The sequence below is a fragment of the Paenibacillus sp. S28 genome (assembly GCF_016624415.1).
Taxonomy (GTDB): domain Bacteria; phylum Bacillota; class Bacilli; order Paenibacillales; family Paenibacillaceae; genus Paenibacillus_AQ; species Paenibacillus_AQ favisporus.
The window spans coordinates 402504-419041 of record NZ_JACVTM010000002.1; the positions used below are offsets into that span (position 1 = coordinate 402504).

General features: G+C 53.1%; 12 protein-coding genes and 1 other annotated feature. Of the genes, 8 read left to right on the top strand and 4 right to left on the bottom strand.

Annotation, left to right across the window (positions count from 1 at the left end; translation table 11 throughout):
* The first annotated feature begins 95 nt into the window (after positions 1-95).
* On the top strand, positions 96-1820 hold the full coding sequence (acsA, locus tag IAE55_RS06270; protein WP_105444570.1) for an acetate--CoA ligase: 1725 nt from the start codon (positions 96-98) through the stop codon (positions 1818-1820).
* 208 nt (positions 1821-2028) lie between these two features.
* Here the strand turns inward: acsA and IAE55_RS06275 are convergent, their stop codons facing one another.
* Complete coding sequence (locus IAE55_RS06275) at positions 2029-5145, bottom strand: transglycosylase domain-containing protein (RefSeq protein ID WP_200631422.1); 3117 nt, start codon at positions 5143-5145, stop codon at positions 2029-2031.
* Between the two features lie 148 nt (positions 5146-5293).
* Positions 5294-5558: a binding site (T-box leader), on the top strand.
* Between the two features lie 57 nt (positions 5559-5615).
* Here IAE55_RS06275 and tyrS point away from each other — a divergent pair.
* Complete coding sequence (gene tyrS / locus IAE55_RS06280) at positions 5616-6869, top strand: tyrosine--tRNA ligase (RefSeq protein WP_200631424.1); 1254 nt, start codon at positions 5616-5618, stop codon at positions 6867-6869.
* A gap of 152 nt (positions 6870-7021) precedes the next feature.
* Here tyrS and rpsD read toward each other — a convergent pair whose 3' ends face one another.
* The gene (gene rpsD / locus IAE55_RS06285) at positions 7022-7621 is read right to left on the bottom strand and encodes a 30S ribosomal protein S4 (RefSeq protein ID WP_105444573.1); all 600 of its coding nucleotides are present in this window, start codon (positions 7619-7621) and stop codon (positions 7022-7024) included.
* A gap of 476 nt (positions 7622-8097) precedes the next feature.
* Here rpsD and IAE55_RS06290 point away from each other — a divergent pair, with 476 nt between their 5' ends.
* The 5 genes from IAE55_RS06290 (at position 8098) to IAE55_RS06310 (ending at position 13354) form a co-directional block, all read left to right on the top strand.
* Positions 8098-10083, top strand: coding sequence for a sensor domain-containing diguanylate cyclase (locus tag IAE55_RS06290; RefSeq protein WP_200631430.1), 1986 nt, complete (start codon positions 8098-8100; stop codon positions 10081-10083).
* A 136-nt stretch (positions 10084-10219) separates the two neighbouring features.
* A complete protein-coding gene (locus tag IAE55_RS06295) occupies positions 10220-11041 on the top strand; it encodes a hypothetical protein (RefSeq protein WP_145158263.1) in 822 nt (273 codons plus the stop codon).
* Positions 11042-11249: 208 nt separating this feature from the next.
* The gene (locus tag IAE55_RS06300) at positions 11250-12365 is read left to right on the top strand and encodes an aminopeptidase (RefSeq protein WP_076169915.1); all 1116 of its coding nucleotides are present in this window, start codon (positions 11250-11252) and stop codon (positions 12363-12365) included.
* Between the two features lie 145 nt (positions 12366-12510).
* Positions 12511-12756, top strand: a complete 246-nt coding sequence (locus tag IAE55_RS06305) for an HPr family phosphocarrier protein (RefSeq protein ID WP_076169916.1) — start codon at positions 12511-12513, stop codon at positions 12754-12756.
* Positions 12757-13063: 307 nt separating this feature from the next.
* Positions 13064-13354, top strand: coding sequence for a YlaN family protein (locus IAE55_RS06310; RefSeq protein WP_076169917.1), 291 nt, complete (start codon positions 13064-13066; stop codon positions 13352-13354).
* A gap of 214 nt (positions 13355-13568) precedes the next feature.
* Here IAE55_RS06310 and cax read toward each other — a convergent pair whose 3' ends face one another.
* Positions 13569-14642 (bottom strand): calcium/proton exchanger, encoded by a 1074-nt coding sequence (gene cax / locus IAE55_RS06315; RefSeq protein ID WP_076169918.1) that lies wholly within the window; start codon positions 14640-14642, stop codon positions 13569-13571.
* A gap of 152 nt (positions 14643-14794) precedes the next feature.
* Here cax and IAE55_RS06320 point away from each other — a divergent pair, with 152 nt between their 5' ends.
* Positions 14795-15181 (top strand): Asp23/Gls24 family envelope stress response protein, encoded by a 387-nt coding sequence (locus IAE55_RS06320; RefSeq protein WP_076169919.1) that lies wholly within the window; start codon positions 14795-14797, stop codon positions 15179-15181.
* Between the two features lie 91 nt (positions 15182-15272).
* Here IAE55_RS06320 and ftsW read toward each other — a convergent pair whose 3' ends face one another.
* Positions 15273-16532, bottom strand: a complete 1260-nt coding sequence (gene ftsW / locus IAE55_RS06325; protein WP_145158266.1) for a putative lipid II flippase FtsW — start codon at positions 16530-16532, stop codon at positions 15273-15275.
* Between the last annotated feature and the right edge of the window lie 6 nt (positions 16533-16538).

Here is a 16538-nt window from a genome sequence, read left to right on the forward strand (position 1 = left end):
AAGTCATGATGTGTATGGTGTCAATCTATTGGCATGAACTCATACAAGATTGTAAGCGCTGCCCTAGCATGGGAGAACAGAGGGAGGATGAAAGTATGGATCAAATTCACAATGAAATCTTGCCGAGCGTGGTTTCATCATCCAATATGGGCGATTATGAACAGGCTCGTTCCGAGTTTCAATGGGAAGATGTGGAGAAACATTTCACCTGGTATGACACAGGCAAGGTAAATATGGCTTACGAGGCAATTGACCGCCATGTGGCAGAAGGACGCGGATCGAAGACGGCGCTCCTGTACAGCGATGCTTCCCGTGACGAGTCGTATACCTTTGCGGAGATGAAGGAGCAGTCCGACAAATTCGGTAACGTGCTGCGCAAATACGGTATCGGTAAGGGAGACCGGGTATTTATTTTTATGCCGCGGAGTCCGGAGCTTTATTTCTCCCTCATGGGTATTTTGAAAGTGGGAGCCGTCGTTGGACCGCTCTTCGAAGCGTTTATGGAGACGGCCGTCAAGGATCGACTCGAAGACAGCGGGGCCGTCGCCCTGATTACGACGCCGCAGCTGCTTGGGCGCGTCAAGAAGGATGAGCTTCCCGACTTGAAACATATTTTCGTCGTTGGCGACAATGTACAGACGGACGACAGCATTATTGATTATAAGCAGGAAATGAACGAAGCGCCTGCGGACCTGCAGATCGAATGGCTGGACCGCAGCGACGGATTGATTATTCATTATACTTCCGGTTCCACCGGCAAGCCGAAGGGGGTATACCACGTTCAGAATGCGATGATTCAGCATTACTATACGGGGCGGATCGTCCTTGATCTTCGGGAAGACGATACCTATTGGTGTACGGCTGACCCGGGCTGGGTAACAGGAACATCGTACGGTATTTTTGCCCCATGGCTGAACGGGGTAACCAATGTCATCCGCGGCGGACGCTTCAGCCCGCAGGATTGGTACGGCACGATTGATAAATACAAAGTCACGGTGTGGTACAGCGCACCGACCGCTTTCCGGATGCTGATGGGGGCCGGGGCCGATGTGATCTCCCAGTTTGACCTCAGCAGCCTCCGCCACGTTCTGTCCGTTGGCGAGCCGCTGAACCCTGAAGTCGTCCGCTGGGGCGAGAAGGTATACGGGCAGCGCATTCACGATACATGGTGGATGACCGAAACGGGCGGGCAGCTGATCTGTAACTATCCTTCCATGGCCATCAAGCCTGGCTCCATGGGACGCCCGCTTCCAGGGATCGAGGCCGCTATCCTGGACGATAACGGCAAGGAAGTGGCTCCATATACAATGGGCAATCTGGCCATCAAGGCCCCTTGGCCGTCGATGATGAACCAGATTTGGAAAAACCCGGCCAAGTATCAGGAGTATTTCAGAATTCCGGGCTGGTATATTTCCGGCGACTCGGCATACATGGACGAAGAAGGTTATTTCTGGTTCCAAGGCCGGATCGACGATGTCATCAACTCGTCCGGCGAGCGGATCGGACCGTTCGAAGTCGAGAGCAAGCTTGTCGAGCACCCGGCGGTTGCAGAAGCCGGCGTCATCGGCAAGCCGGATGCGACGAGAGGCGAAATCATCAAGGCGTTTATTTCGCTTCGCGAAGGTTACACCGAGTCGCAGGAGCTTAAGGACGAGATCTACCGCTTTGTCAAAGAGGGATTATCGGCCCATGCTGCACCGCGCGAAATTGAGTTCAAGGATAAACTGCCGAAGACGCGTTCCGGTAAAATTATGCGGCGCGTGCTGAAGGCGTGGGAGTTAAACCTTCCGACAGGCGATTTGTCCACAATTGAAGACTAAGCGTCGAATTGAGCGTTATCTTTGCTAAGAGTAATGGATAACGTCGTAAACAGAATAAAAGAACAGCCGGTTGCCCAGGGTTATACCCTGACAGCCGGCTGTTTTCGTTTTCCCGGTTTCTCTGATGAACAGACACCGATACAATAAAAAAGAGGCAATCCCATACCGGGATTGCCTCTTGTGATGCTGTAACTGCTTGCCAGGTCCATTACTTTTTCTCAAAGTAGGCGCCCGGCGATTTTGGCGATTCGCCTGCACTATTTACCGCAGAAACGAAGAAGTAACCTTTGATTGGGGTCGATGTGGTGTACGATAAGCCAGGCTCCGTGCTGGTGCCTAATTTGACATACGGACCGTTCGGATTCGTACTATAATAAACATCGTACTCTGTGACCATTTCCTGGGCTCCTGCGGCGGTCCACTGGAATTGGATTCCGGTCTCCGTAGCAGCCATTTGAAGCCCGCTAGGAGCGGCTGGAGCCGTCTGAGGCGCCTGTTCCGTTCCTGGCGTCTCTCCAGATGCCGCACCGCCGTCCGGATTGTCCTGCCCGTCGTTTTGTCCTTGTTCCCCGGACGGATCGTCCGTGCCTCCGATAATGTTGGTCAATCCGCCGCCCAGGCCGACGGTCATGCTCGGTGCGGACTCCTTGCCGGCCACGTCGACGGCCGTGACATAGAAGCTGGATCCGCCGCTCGCAGCGCTGGTAAAGGATGACCCTTCTCCGACGAGAAGGCTGGCCTGTCTCCGGTAGGAGCCACCGTTATCCGAGCGGTACAGCCGGTAGCCGACGACATCGGATTGTCCGGTAGGGCTGAAGGAGATGACGGCCTTGCTGCCGTTCCACGAGATCGAAGCGTTCGATGGGGCAGCCGGTGCGGCGCCGTCGTCCACGCGCGGATCGATCTTGGTCGGCATGTCGCTGTTGGCATCCCTCGGGATGTAGTAAGACAGCGCATTGTGGCCGCCCTTCATTTTGGCAAACGCGTTCTCCAGCTCTTTGATCAGCTCGGAAATCGGTTTTTCCCGTTTGACGACGACCTTCTCCTTGAGCATGTCATCCGGCGTACCATCCTGCGGGATATAGTTTACGCCGTTGTAGGTAATGTACTTCTCTTTGGCGATGCCGTCGTCGCTTTCCGTCGGAACGTATTTGCTGTTGAAAATGTCGGTCACGAACCGGTCCGTGAGCGATGTCGGCAATTTGCCGCTGTAGGCGGACACCGTCTTGGTTACGATGCCGTCCGGTTTATCGAACTTCGAAGTCTTGAACAGCTCCGGTTCTCTGTCGATCACCTCGTTCATCACGAGGGTCCAGATCGACTGGGCGCGTTTCTTCGCCGCCTTGGTGGTCAAGGTGTTCTTTTGTTCCTTATAGCCTGCCCAGACCCCGAGCGTCACGTCAGGGGAATAGCCCATGAACCAGACGTCGCCGTAATTCTGGGTCGTACCCGTTTTGCCGACGATCGGCACGGTTTTAAAATGCTTGTAATTTTTGCGGACGACATCGCCGGTTCCTTCGGTGATGACGGTCCGCAGCATGTCGGTCATCAGATAGGCCGTCTGCTTGGAGAAAGCCTGCACCGGCTTGTTTTCGTGCTGATACACAATGTTGCCTTTGGAGTCGGTGATTTTCTCGATCATGTAGGCGTCGTTAAACTGGCCGTTGTTCGCAATGGCGCTGTAAGCATTGGTCAGCTCTTCAACCGTCACACCATGAACGAGGCCGCCCAGCACGCCAGTCCTTGCGGTATAGTCATCCGGTTCCAGGGTCGTGATCCCGAGCTTCTTGGCAAAGCTCCAGGCGTTCTGGATTCCGACAACGTTATTGTACAGTTTAAGCGCGACCGTATTCACGGAATTGTTGAGTGCGGAGCGCGCCGTCATCAATCCTTTATATCCCGAAGTTGAGTTTTTGGGGATATGATACCCTTTCTGTCCGTCTGCCAAAATGATCGGCGAATCGTCAACCACGCTTGCCGGTTGAACAGCCCCAGATTCAATCGCCGGCAGGTAAGCTGCAATCGGCTTCATCGTCGATCCCGGCTGGCGGATCATCTGGGTGGCATAGTTCATCTGTTCTTTGTTAAAATCACGGCCCTCGATCATGCCGAGAATGGCGCCGGTCTTGTTGTTGATCATCATGGCCGCCGTTTGCTCGGCCCCCTTGGTCTTGCTGTCAGGGGAGAAGTTGCTGTCATCCTCGGCGATTTTATGCATCGAATTGTACACCTTTTTATCAATGGTAGTATAGATCCGATACCCACCCGTGCTGAGCTGCTGCCGGGCTTCTTCAAGCAGGTCGCCGTCCTGCTTTGCATCATCCCCGGGAACCTTGCCTTCCGCCTGCTCATTCAGCTGCATGATGATTTGGGCGCCTTGGCGCTCCGTTTCCATCATCAGATAAGGGAAGGTGGCGTATGCCTTCTCCACATGGGGAGCCAGCTGCTTGCGAATGTCGAAAGCGAGTGCTTCCTTATACTGGGCTTCCGTGATTTTGTTCTCCTCAAGCATCCGCCGGAGCACCAGATGCTGCCGGTCGATGGCGCGCTTAAAGTTGGCTTCGTTAAACTCGCCTTTTCCGTTGAAGGCCGAATATCTGGAAGGCAGCTGAGGAAGACCGGCCAAATAAGCCGCCTCGGCGACGTTCAATTTACTGAGATCACTAATATTAAAAATGCCTTTGGCTGCGGCCTGAATACCGTACAGATTGTAGCCGCTGGATCCGTTGCCGAACGGAACCTTGTTTAAGTATGCCGTTATAATTTCTTCTTTCGTCATAAACCGCTCCAGCCGGAGCGCGAGCAAAATTTCCTTGAACTTCCGGTCTTCTGTTTTGTCCAGGTTCAGGAATACGCGTCTGGCCAGTTGCTGGGTGAGTGTGCTTCCTCCGGTCTGCACGGATTCATGCAGAAGCTTCTGCTTGACGGCACGGAGCGTGCCCTTGATGTCAACACCCTTATGTGTAAAAAAGTTATTGTCTTCAATCGATACGACGGCGTCGATGACGATGGGCGGTATCTGCTTATACTCCACGGGGCGTCTGTCCTCATCGGTCCGAAGCTGTCCGATGGGGGTGCCGTCACGGAAGTAGGCGAATCCCGTAATGGAGTTCTCGCTCATCTTCTGGTCAATCAATGCCCTGGAACGGACCGGATCATCCTTCACGATGGAAGTGAGGTACCCGGCTGCCGTACCGCCGGCGAACAGCGCTCCCATAACGATAACGACCAGCGTCCACATCGCGGTAAGGCCGATGATGCGGCCGTAGGACCGTTTTTTCGGAGCGGTCTGCTCTTCCGGCTTTTGTTTGTTATCTTCAACCATTCGTGGCTATCCTCCTTTTGACGGAACTATTATAGCATAAATTGCGTATTTTGAATGCAGAGATCGAATCGTGGCCAAATGGATGGCAATCATTGACTTTTTTCGGGTGTGTGGTATAAATAGGGTTAATCGAAAAAGAACATATCGTCAAAAGGCGAAGAAAGACTCCAGTAGAAGGGAGCCTGGGCTGATCAGAGAGCCGGTGGGTGGTGCAAACCGGCAGCCTCTCCCTTTGAATTACCGTCTTGAGCCGTCCGGAGGAACGCGCGTCACCAGGAGCGCAAGTAGTCTGGCACCGGACCTGGCAGTCCGTTATCGTAATGAAGTGAAAGCAGTGGGTGGAACGGGATCGTCCCCGAAACGGCTGCTTTAATTAGGGTGGTAACGCGAGCAGGCTCCTTCTCGTCCCTTGGGACGAGAAGGAGCCTTTTTGCTGTACATTCTAACGGATCAGAGAGAGGTTGATGACGATGAACTGGGAACAACTCATGCCGGCTCAGAAGGAAGAGGTTGAACGCCAACTGGCTGTCATCAGGAGGGGGACGGTCGAAATTCTGCCGAACGAAGAGCTGGAACGCAAGGTGATCCGGTCGGTTGTGCAAGGACGGCCGCTCAAGGTAAAGCTTGGTCTTGATCCATCCGCTCCGGACATTCATATGGGGCATACGGTAGTGCTGCACAAGCTGCGGCAGTTTCAGGAGCTGGGCCATGAGGTGCAGCTGATCATCGGGGATTTCACGGGCCGGATCGGCGACCCGACCGGGAAATCGGAAACCCGTAGACAGCTGACGGAAGAGGACGTGAAGCGGAATGCGGAAACGTACCAGGCTCAGGCGTTCAAAATATTAAGTCCGGACAGTGCGAAGGTATACTACAAACCCGAATGGCTCGGACCGATGACCTTTGCCGACGTGATCGGGCTCGGTTCCAAAGTGACGGTAGCCCGGATGCTGGAGCGAGACGATTTTTCCAAACGGTATGCCGGCGGTCTCCCGATCAGCATTCACGAGTTTTTCTACCCGCTGATGCAGGGCATGGATTCGGTGGCGCTGGAGACGGACATCGAGCTCGGCGGTACGGATCAGACGTTTAATCTCATGATGGGCCGCACCTTGCAGAAGGAATATGGGGCAGAACCGCAGGTGGCGATCACGCTTCCGCTACTGGAAGGGCTGGATGGCGTGCAGAAGATGAGCAAAAGCCTCGGCAACTATATCGGAATCGATGACGCACCGAACGAAATGTTCGGCAAAACGATGTCGGTGCCGGATGGGCTGATGGTGAAATACTTCGAGCTGGCCACGGATATAACGAATGAAGACCTTCAGATTCTGCGCGAAGGATTGGAAGGCGGCCGTATCCACCCAAGGGATGCCAAAATGAGCCTGGCGGCAGCCTTTGTCCGGATGTACCACGGGCAGGAGGCTGCCGAAGCGGCCCGGCAGCATTTCGTCACCGTCTTTCAGCAGCGTGCGCTTCCTGAAGATATCGAGCTGCGCGATATCCCCGCAAACGAGCTGCAGGGAGGGGCCATCCGGCTGGTTCGGCTGCTGACCCTTATCGGATTTGCTTCTTCCAACAGCGAGGCCAGAAGGAGCATTGAGCAAGGATCGGTCAAGCTGAATGAAGTGAAAATCGAGGATCCCCATGCGGAGATCGCGGTCCGGGACGGCGATATCGTTCAAGCGGGAAGACGCAAATTTGCCAAGCTCCGGCTGCTATAGAAGATTTAAGAAGCCGTGAGAAGGCTGGGAGAGGCCGGGAGAGGCCGGGGGATACTACCATGATAAACAGGGCTGCCAGTCAGCCCTGTTTATCATCCAGAACAAACAAAAAAGCCCGGAACATAAAGTTCCAGGCTTGGTTGCAGTAAATATTAACGGTTGTAGAATTCGACGATTTGTCTTTCGTCGATGTCTTGGGAAAGCTCGGCGCGCTCTGGGAAACGGATATATTTACCTTCCAAAGCTCCATCGTTGTACTCCAGGTAGCCTGGCAGATGCGCACGGTTTTCCAGCGCTTCTTTAATAGAAGAGAGGCTGCGGCTTCTTTCGCGAAGACCGATCACGTCGCCTGTGCTTACTTGGTAGGAAGCAACGTTTACTTTCTTGCCGTTAACAGTCACGTGACCGTGAGCGACCAATTGGCGCGCTCCTGCACGGGAGTTAGCGAAACCAAGACGGTAAACAAGGTTGTCCAAACGGCTTTCCAGCAAGAACATGAAGTTTTCACCGGCAATACCTTGCATTTTTTGCGCTCTGTCGAACAGCGTGCGGAATTGCTTTTCACCCAAACCGTACATGTGGCGCAATTTTTGTTTTTCTTGAAGCTGCATACCGTAGTTGCTCATTTTTCTCCGTTGGTTAGGACCGTGTTGTCCCGGAGGAAAAGGGCGTTTCAATTCTTTACCAGTACCGCTCAGGGAAATTCCCAGACGACGGCTCAATTTGAACTTTGGACCTGTGTAACGTGCCATGTTATAGTAGACTCCTTTATTTTTCGAATAATTTACAGTAGGGCTCTATTTGCGCCGTATTTGTTTACCTGTGCGTCCTAGTACGAACTGCACAACTGACGGGAAAGTTCAGCCGCTGTCCTGTCAGCAACAAATGACGTGAGGGTGACACAACGTTACGCCCAAATCAAGACTATATTGCAGTCTTTTTCAACAATAGATTTTATATTATAGAGTAGGCAAAAGTCAAGGCCTGACATTGTGCTGGAAAAGTCTAATTTTGTCGATAGGGCTATAGTCCTAAAAAAGTAGGACAAATATCTGAAATATGAGTGCAAAATTGCTTGGAACAGAGTAGAATATGATTATTATAACACATCCGACATAACCCGACTTTGTCAGGGGATTTTCATATTGCAAGGATTACAATGATTGATTGTGATTTTATGGTGCCTTGAAAGACACCCTCTGGGCACGGTGTAAAGGAGCGCCTGTCTATGTCAGAACACCAACGAGAAACAACCAAGCATCAAAGCCTGTTCCAGACGAATACCGAGCTGGCGTTTCCCTCAGAGTCGGCTACTTCCTGGCTGCAGGAGATCGACTTGTCCATTCATGATTTGCCCTATGTGGATCACGTGATTCAGGAAGCCTTTCTCCAATGGCGCACCGAAGGGCAGACGCTGACGTTAAGCGGACAAGTCCTGTGGGCCGTGACGGATTACAAGGGGCGGTGGATCGAAGGCGATGAAGCTCTCCTTGCGGAACCTTTCTGCGGTTTGACGGGAGAGATCGGCCGCTGCCTGGAGTCCGGGGAACAAGTCTGGGTCCATCCTGATGACCCTGCAGATCGTGAAAGCTCCTGGGTCACGACGGTTATTCCGGTCTTTACGCGCCGGGACCATGCGCTGGTGTGCCTTCTGGTCTGCGGAATCCCTGCACGCTTTTTTGATGAAGGAATCCGGGACACCGTTGCCGCGATGGCGCTTCACTATCGTTCCTGCCTGTACAAAAGCTTTAAGTTCGCCCTTGTATCGGACATTCTGAAGGTACAGGAAAGCACGGAACGGGAAGCCAACCGCCGGTCCATCCTGTTTCAAATCATGCAGCGGATGCATGATCAGATCGACGTCGATACCGTGCTGACAGAAGTTCTGGACAGCCTTGAAGTACTGTACCCCACCGTCCGGGCGAGGCTGCTCATGTCCCAGGACCATCAAAGCCGCAATCCGCGGGTAGAACCCCTCGTGTTTCATCCCTGGGGCGAGGATATCTGCGTCAGGTCTTTTATGGATGGAAGGCTCATGATGCAGGATGGCAGCGGCGAAGGAATGGAAGGCCAGACCGAAATCGCCATACCGCTCGGCGGTAAGCAGGGCGTCTATGGGGTGCTGCATCTGGTGATGTCCCGGGAGCTCCGGGAAGACTTAGACCTGCAGCTGATCGGCATGGTGGTCGACACGGCGGGGAACGCGTTCGAGAATGCGAAGCTCTACGAGCAGTCGAACCTGCTGATTCATGAACTGCGCCTCATTAACGAATTGACCCAGCGGCTGAATCAGAGCCTCAAGCTTGGGGATATCTACAAGTTTGCCAGCGAGGAGATGCTGGATATTTTTCAGGCGGATTACTGCTGCTTCCTGCAGTACAATGAGGAGCGGGACATTCTGGAGGTCATGGCATCCAACGTTTCCGGTCTTGCCCCGTCTTTTGACGCAGAGTACGGCTTCGGCGGACTTGTTTTTCATAAAAAGGAACCTGTAATTCTGTCAGACTATTCGCTGAACGGCAAAGTCCCCTCAAAGCTGATGGAAATCACGCATTCGCAATCCCTCATCGCTTCACCGCTGACCGTAAACGGCAAGGTGATGGGGGCGATTCTGCTGACGCACCGCAACCCTCATCATTTTTCCTATGACAACTACCGGCTTCTGCAGACCTTGTCCAGCCACATCGGCCTGTCGGTGAGCAACGCGCTGCTCCACGCCGAGCTGAGACGGATGGCCAACCGGGACATGCTGACCGACATGTACGCCCGCCATTATCTTGATAAGATGATTCAGCAGTATCAGGTGAGCGATTTTTGCGGGTCTCTGATCGTGGTAGACATTGATGAATTCAAGCAGGTTAACGATACATACGGCCACCAAAAAGGGGACGACATTCTCAGGCAGGTCAGCGATATCGTGAAATCCTCCATCCGGGAGGAAGACGTGCCTGCACGCTGGGGTGGGGAAGAGCTGGCGGTGTATATGCCACAGCTAGGGGTGCACCAGGCGGTCAAAGTCGCTGAAGTGATCCGAAGCCGGGTCGCCCGGGAGACGAGCCCGTCCGTAACGATTTCAAGCGGAATCGCGGAATGGTGCTGGACGGACCCGCAGGTGAGTGTAGACAGCTTGTTCTACAGAGCGGATATGGCCCTCTACAGGGCAAAGAACAGCGGACGCAACCAAATCCAAATGGAAAACATGAACGATATGTAGGAGGCGGCCTCACTCTCGGGTGGGGGCGCCTTATTTTTGCATGAACTGGCCGGGCGGGGGACAGTCTATAAAGCAAAAAGGACCTATGATCGAAGAATGAACCTTGGTTCATTCTGTCCGGAAAGGCAGTTTTTCCATGATAAAAAAAATGGTACTTCCCGCCTTGCTGCTGCTCGGCCTTTGCGGCGGCTTGACAGGCTGCGGCATGTTTCAGGACTCTAAATCGCCGGAGGAGTGGTTTTCCCAGACGATTACCGGACTTGCCGGCATCGATTCGTTTTCATTTAGCGGCCTGGCTTCGGTCCGTGCCCAGGATCAGGGGCAGGTGCAGAACTTTGCTTACACCGGCAGGCTCACGGGCCACGACCAGCTGACCATGGAGAGCGTGATCCCTACTGGGGAGGCGGTTCAGACCACGGGACTCCAGGCACGGGGAATCACCGGGAAAACCGTGAAGGTGACGAATTTCCGCAGGCAGGACGGGGGATGGGTGAGGCTGTCGAGCGAAGCGAACCCTGAGGATAACTCTCCTTCATTAACCCGGTTAAACCCTCTGCAGCAGCTCGACGGCATTCATGGGCTTCCCAAAAGCATCAAGGTGGAGTCCAGCGCCGGCCGCGGCACCAAAGTGCTGCGGATCGAACTGGAAAGCTCAAGCGCAAAGGACTTTTTGGCGAAGCAGCTCGAATCGGAAATGGAGGGTCTCCGCAAGCAGCCAGGATACACCCATGCACAGTCCGGGCAAAAGCAAAAGCTGCAGACGCTCTGGAATCAGGGGGACAAGCAGCTGCGGGAGATGCTGAACGACGCCCAGGTCAGCACAGTCTATCATTTGACGATTAACCGCAAGTCCGGATTTCCGGTTCGTCTGACCTCGGAGAGCGCGATCGACTATATCAATCTGGACGGTGCGCAGACGCGGGAGAAGATGGTCAACGATGTTTCATTCCAGCCTTAGGCTCGCCCAATGACGATAAGTTCCACACCGGACGATCGGGCAGCTGCTCATTTGGGTCATCATCCGACCGGCAGACTTCGGGCTTTCCGCCTGCATCCGCAGCTCTCATGCTGACGGGACTTGCCATGCGTGCTACAATAAGTCTGAATGAATTAACCTTTGTTCAAATAAATAGCTTACAGGTTATGTCAACGGGAGGAAATAAGTCATGCGTGATCCTAGAATTCAAAAACTGGCGGAAAACCTCGTCGGTTATTCCGTGAACGTACAGCCGGGGGAGAACGTCCTTGTCGAGATGATCGGCTCGGAGCGCGACCTGCTGAAGGCCGTCATTGATGAAGTCGGCAAGCGGGGAGGGCGTCCGTTCGTACAAATTACCGACAAATCGGTGCAGCGTACGATGCTGATGAACGCATCGGAGGAGATGCTTAAGACATGGGCGGACATCGACCTGAACCGGATGAAGCAGATGGACTGCTATATCGGCATCCGTGCCGGAGAGAACGTCAACGATCTGGCCGACGTTCCTGACGAAAAGGTAAAACTGTTCAATTCGCTTTACAATCATCCGGTACATAGCGGGCAGCGCGTCAACCACACCAAATGGGTGGTACTGCGTTATCCGAACCCAAGCATGGCCCAGTTGGCCAATATGAGCACGGAAGCCTTTGAGGACTTCTATTTTGACGTATGCAACCTTGATTACGCCAAGATGGACAAAGCGCAGGATCCGCTTGCCGAGCTGATGAGAAAGACGGACAAGGTCCGTATCGTCGGCCCGGGCACCGATCTCAGCTTTTCCATTAAGGGAATCGGCGCCGAAAAATGCGCAGGCGAGAAGAACATTCCGGACGGCGAGGTATACAGCGCACCGGTGCGTGATTCCGTCAACGGCACGATCAGCTACAACACCAGCACGGTATACAACGGCATTTCGTTCGAAAATATCAAGTTTACCTTCAAGGACGGAAAGATCGTGGAAGCGACCAGCAACGATACCGAGCGCCTGAATAACATTTTGGACTCGGATGAAGGGGCACGCTATATCGGCGAATTCGCGATTGGGTTTAATCCGTACATTTTGCACCCGATGAAGGACATTCTGTTCGACGAAAAAATTGCCGGCAGCATCCACTTCACCCCGGGTCAAGCCTATGAAGTAACGGATAACGGCAACCGCTCCTCCATCCACTGGGATATCGTGCTGATTCAGCGTGAGGACTACGGCGGCGGGGAGATCTACTTCGACGACGTGCTGATCCGAAAAGACGGCATCTTCGTCATTCCGGAACTGCAGGGGCTGAATCCTGAAAACTTGAAATAGGAATAGCTGAAGAAGGGAACCCGGGCCCGTGAGGCCCCAGATTCAGCGCTTTTCAGAAATTCCTTGCGCGAGAAAGCGGATTCAATGTATCATAAAAGTGGTAAAATCATAGTATACTTGATATCAAAAGCTACGGAGGGATCCTATGTCCAGTAACAACGCAGCTGTTGTAGAAATCGCCCAAACGGCAAGCCAATTTACCTCTTCGATTGTACTTCAAGCGGAAAACAAGTACATCGATGTCAAAAGTATCCTCGGTCTGTTTACGACACTCGTAAGCAGCCAAAGCTATGAGCTTCATGTTCATGGACCGGATGCGGACGAGGCTAAAACGGCGATGAAGGAAGTGTTTGCCAAACACGGCCTGAACGTCAACGTGGTCTCTGAGTAAGCGATGAAGAAGAGCGCACCTGCTGGCAACAGTAAGGGCGCTTTTTTTAAAGTCATAACCTTGATATTACCGGGGTTATTCTGGAACATTGCACCGCCGCCAGCCTTCCCCTTAGAGTCCCTTTGCGCCGCGCTTGGCATTGAAACCCGGGTTCTTTGCGGACGATGGGCCAGAGTTTCCTGTTCCTTCGGCTTCCCGGGGACGTTTTTCTGGGCCAGGTTCTTGTATTGGTGTTCAATTTCGTCTAATATTAAGAATAGAATACAAGGGTGTAATTGTAGGATTTTGGACATAGGGGGGAAGATGCATGACTTCATCTGAGCTGCAGGAGCAGTTGAATATTAAGGCGATTAATCTGCTGAAAGATGATGCAGAGAAAATAGAGAAGCTTATTGAAGTACAAATGGAGAATCTGGCCACACGCTATTGCCCTCTCTATGAGGAAGTGCTGGACACCCAGATGTACGGATTTTCACGTGAGGTTGATTTTGCCGTACGTGCCGGTCTTGTGCCCGAACTTACTGGCAAACAGCTGGTAAGTGAGCTGGAGAAGAATCTGGCCAACCTCTATGAAGCCCTGAACAACAGGGAAGCCTAAATCATCAGCCTGTCGCAAGCAGGCTTACATAAGATGCAGAGTACGGGACGGCCTGTTCCTGTATCAAACGATGATAAGTAGTTGCAGCTTGGCCTTCACATCGGAGGTCCCGAGATTTATAAATTTATACGTATAAAAAGGCATGCACTCCGCTGGAGCGCATGCCTTTTTTGCGTTTCCCTGCTATGCAGGGTTAAGAGCTTAAGCTGCCTTCCTACACCAAGAAAAACGATACGCCCAAAATAACGTATACGACCAGCAGCAGCAGACCTTCATACCAGTTCGTTTTGCCATCCTGGATAATAGACTTGGCGATAAATACCGACACGCCGATCGCTAGCAGCTCTATAGTTGTAAACACCAGGTCCATCGTGGTAGGCCCGAAGAAGTAGCTGACCAGCACCAGCACGGGGGCGACGAACAAAGCGATCTGCAGGCTGCTGCCTACGGCGATTTCGACCGCTGCGCCGATCTTGTTCTTCATAGCCAGCATGACGGCCGCACTGTGCTCTGCCGCATTGCCGATGATGGCCACGAGGAACGCACCTACGAACAGCTCACTAAGCCCAAATCGCGTCGTAAAGGTCTCCAGCGTATCTACCAGCCATTCACTCACGAAAGCGACCATAACGGTCGCCAGAAGGAGATACAGGATCGATTTGCCCTTGGACCATTCCGGCTCGCGTTCATGAGGCAGCTCTTCATCCTCTTCGTCGGTGACATCCGCCAAGTACTTCTTGTGCGTAATCATCGAGAAGACAAGCCAGGCAAGGTAAGCCACGATTAAGATGCAAGCTACGATAAGGCTCAGCAGCTGGGTATCGCTTCCGGTAATGGAGTGGCTGCGCAGGAAGACCGCAGGCACGATCAGAGCGATCACGGCAACGAGCATCAGCGAGCCGTTCATACCCGCCAATGATACATTGAAGCTCTGAACTTTAAACTTCAGTCCCCCGGCAAAAATGCTGAGTCCCAGTACCAGCAGCAAGTTTCCGATTACCGAACCGGTCAGACTGGCTTTGACCATGTCGAACAAGCCTTCCTTCACGAGGAAGATGGCGATAATCAGCTCCGCTGCGTTACCGAAGGTGGCGTTCAGAAATCCACCGAGCCGCTGTCCGGCATAATGCGATACGTTCTCCGTCGCTTTGCCCAAAAACCCGGCCACAAAGATGACAGAAATCGCGGACAGAATAAACTGCAGCGTTGCGTCCCAGCCTGCGAAATGTCCCACAGCACTAAGGATAAAGAAGGCGATGAGCAGGGTGGGGCTGATCCATTTTTTCAATTTTTGACACCTCTTGCCTTATGTAAGTTCGATTCTTATTCAATATACCCAAATTGCATAAGGTTGTAAACAAATCGGCAGGGCTTGGGATTTGCTTTTTGGGCCTGTTAGGATTTACAATAACGGATAATGGATGTAAAGGAGGATGGAGCATGTCGGAACAACTCCAACTAGAGAATGGAACCATACGGATTGCAGATGATGTCGTAGCGAAAATCGCCGGACTGGCCGCACTCGAAACACCAGGGATTGCAGCTATGTCGGGTGGTTTGTCGGAAGGATGGGCCAAGCGCCTGAGCGGAAAAAACGTGCAGAAGGGTGTCACGGTGGAGGTAGGCCAGCTGGAAGCGGCCATTGACCTGCGAATCATCGTGCTGTACGAAACCCCGATTCACGAAGTATCCCGCATGCTTCAGCAAAACGTGCGTGAAGCTGTCGAAAGCATGACCGGTCTGCGTGTGGTCGAAGTGAACGTGAAAGTGGAAGGCGTCGCTTTTAAAGATGACATGATCGAAGAAGTACCTACGCGCACCAAATAAGCACACGAATAAGACGAAAAAAAAGACTAGGGGACTTCAGTGTCCTCTAGTCTTTTTGGTATGGGTAGCTTCAGGGTATGCCCCTGAAGGTTCAGTTAAAGCGTCGCGTCTGATTGCGGGAGGAAACCGCGACCGACGGTTTCTTGACGGTCACCGATTTCACCTGCTCCTGCTTCGACGGCAGCGTACTGATCCGCGAGATGCTGAGCATGATCCCCATGCTCGCCATCATGATCAGCAGGGAAGTTCCGCCGTAACTGATGAACGGCAGGGTTACCCCGGTTAGCGGGATCGTTTGGGTGACGCCTCCGATGTTGATGAACGCCTGGATGGCAATCAAGCCCATAATCCCGATGCCGACGAGCGTTCCGAACGGATCGGGGCACCTCAGCGCGATGATGATCCCGCGCCAAATGAAGTAAATATAGACGATCAGGAAGATCGACGTTCCGATAAACCCGAACTCTTCGCCGATGACGGAAAAGATAAAGTCGTTATAGGGGTTAGGCAAATAATGAAGCTTCTGCACGCTTTTGCCGAATCCGGCTCCGGTCAACTGCCCTTCACCGATAGCGGTCAGCGACTGCAGCAGATTGTAACCTTCCCCCTGTGGATCCTTGAACGGGTCCAGGAAGGCGTTAATCCGGCCGAGCTTATAGTTGCTCGATTGCACCGCCTGCTCCCCGCTATGGGACACCGACTTGATCAGGGCGTTAGCTCCAAGCACGAGGCTTGCACCGAGGATCAGCAGCAGGGCTGACCCTATCATATGCTTGAGGCTCGCGCCGCCGGCATAGATGATCAGGGCGCTCGTGGCGACCAGAATGAGGCAGGAGCCGAGGTCCGGCTGCATCATGATGAGCCCGGCGACAAAGCCGACGATGACCATGACCGGGATATAGCCTGTCCGCAGGTCGCGGAAGCGCTCCCCTTTTTTGCTGATCAAAGCGGACAGGTACAGGATAATCGCGATCTTCGCGATCTCCGTCGGCTGGATACCGAGAGATCCGACGCCGAACCAGCTTCGGGCACCGTTTCTGACTGATCCGACCAGAAGAACCAGCACTAGCATGATGACTGTAACGATAAACAGCGGGGCAAACAGCTTCTTGTACCTGGTGTAAGGAATGTTCATCGCGACGAACATGGCGATCGTGCCCAGCGCGGCCCACATGAACTGTCTTTTCGTAAAATACAGCGAGTCATAGTGAAAATCCTTGCTAGCGATGGCCAAGCTCGAACTGGCGCTGAATACCATGACCAGCCCAAAACCAACCAACAGCAAGGTGAGGATGAGCAGTTGGAAATCCGGCGTCCCTCTCTTGGTTTGTTGGGGTTTTTCTTCTCTCATAAGAGA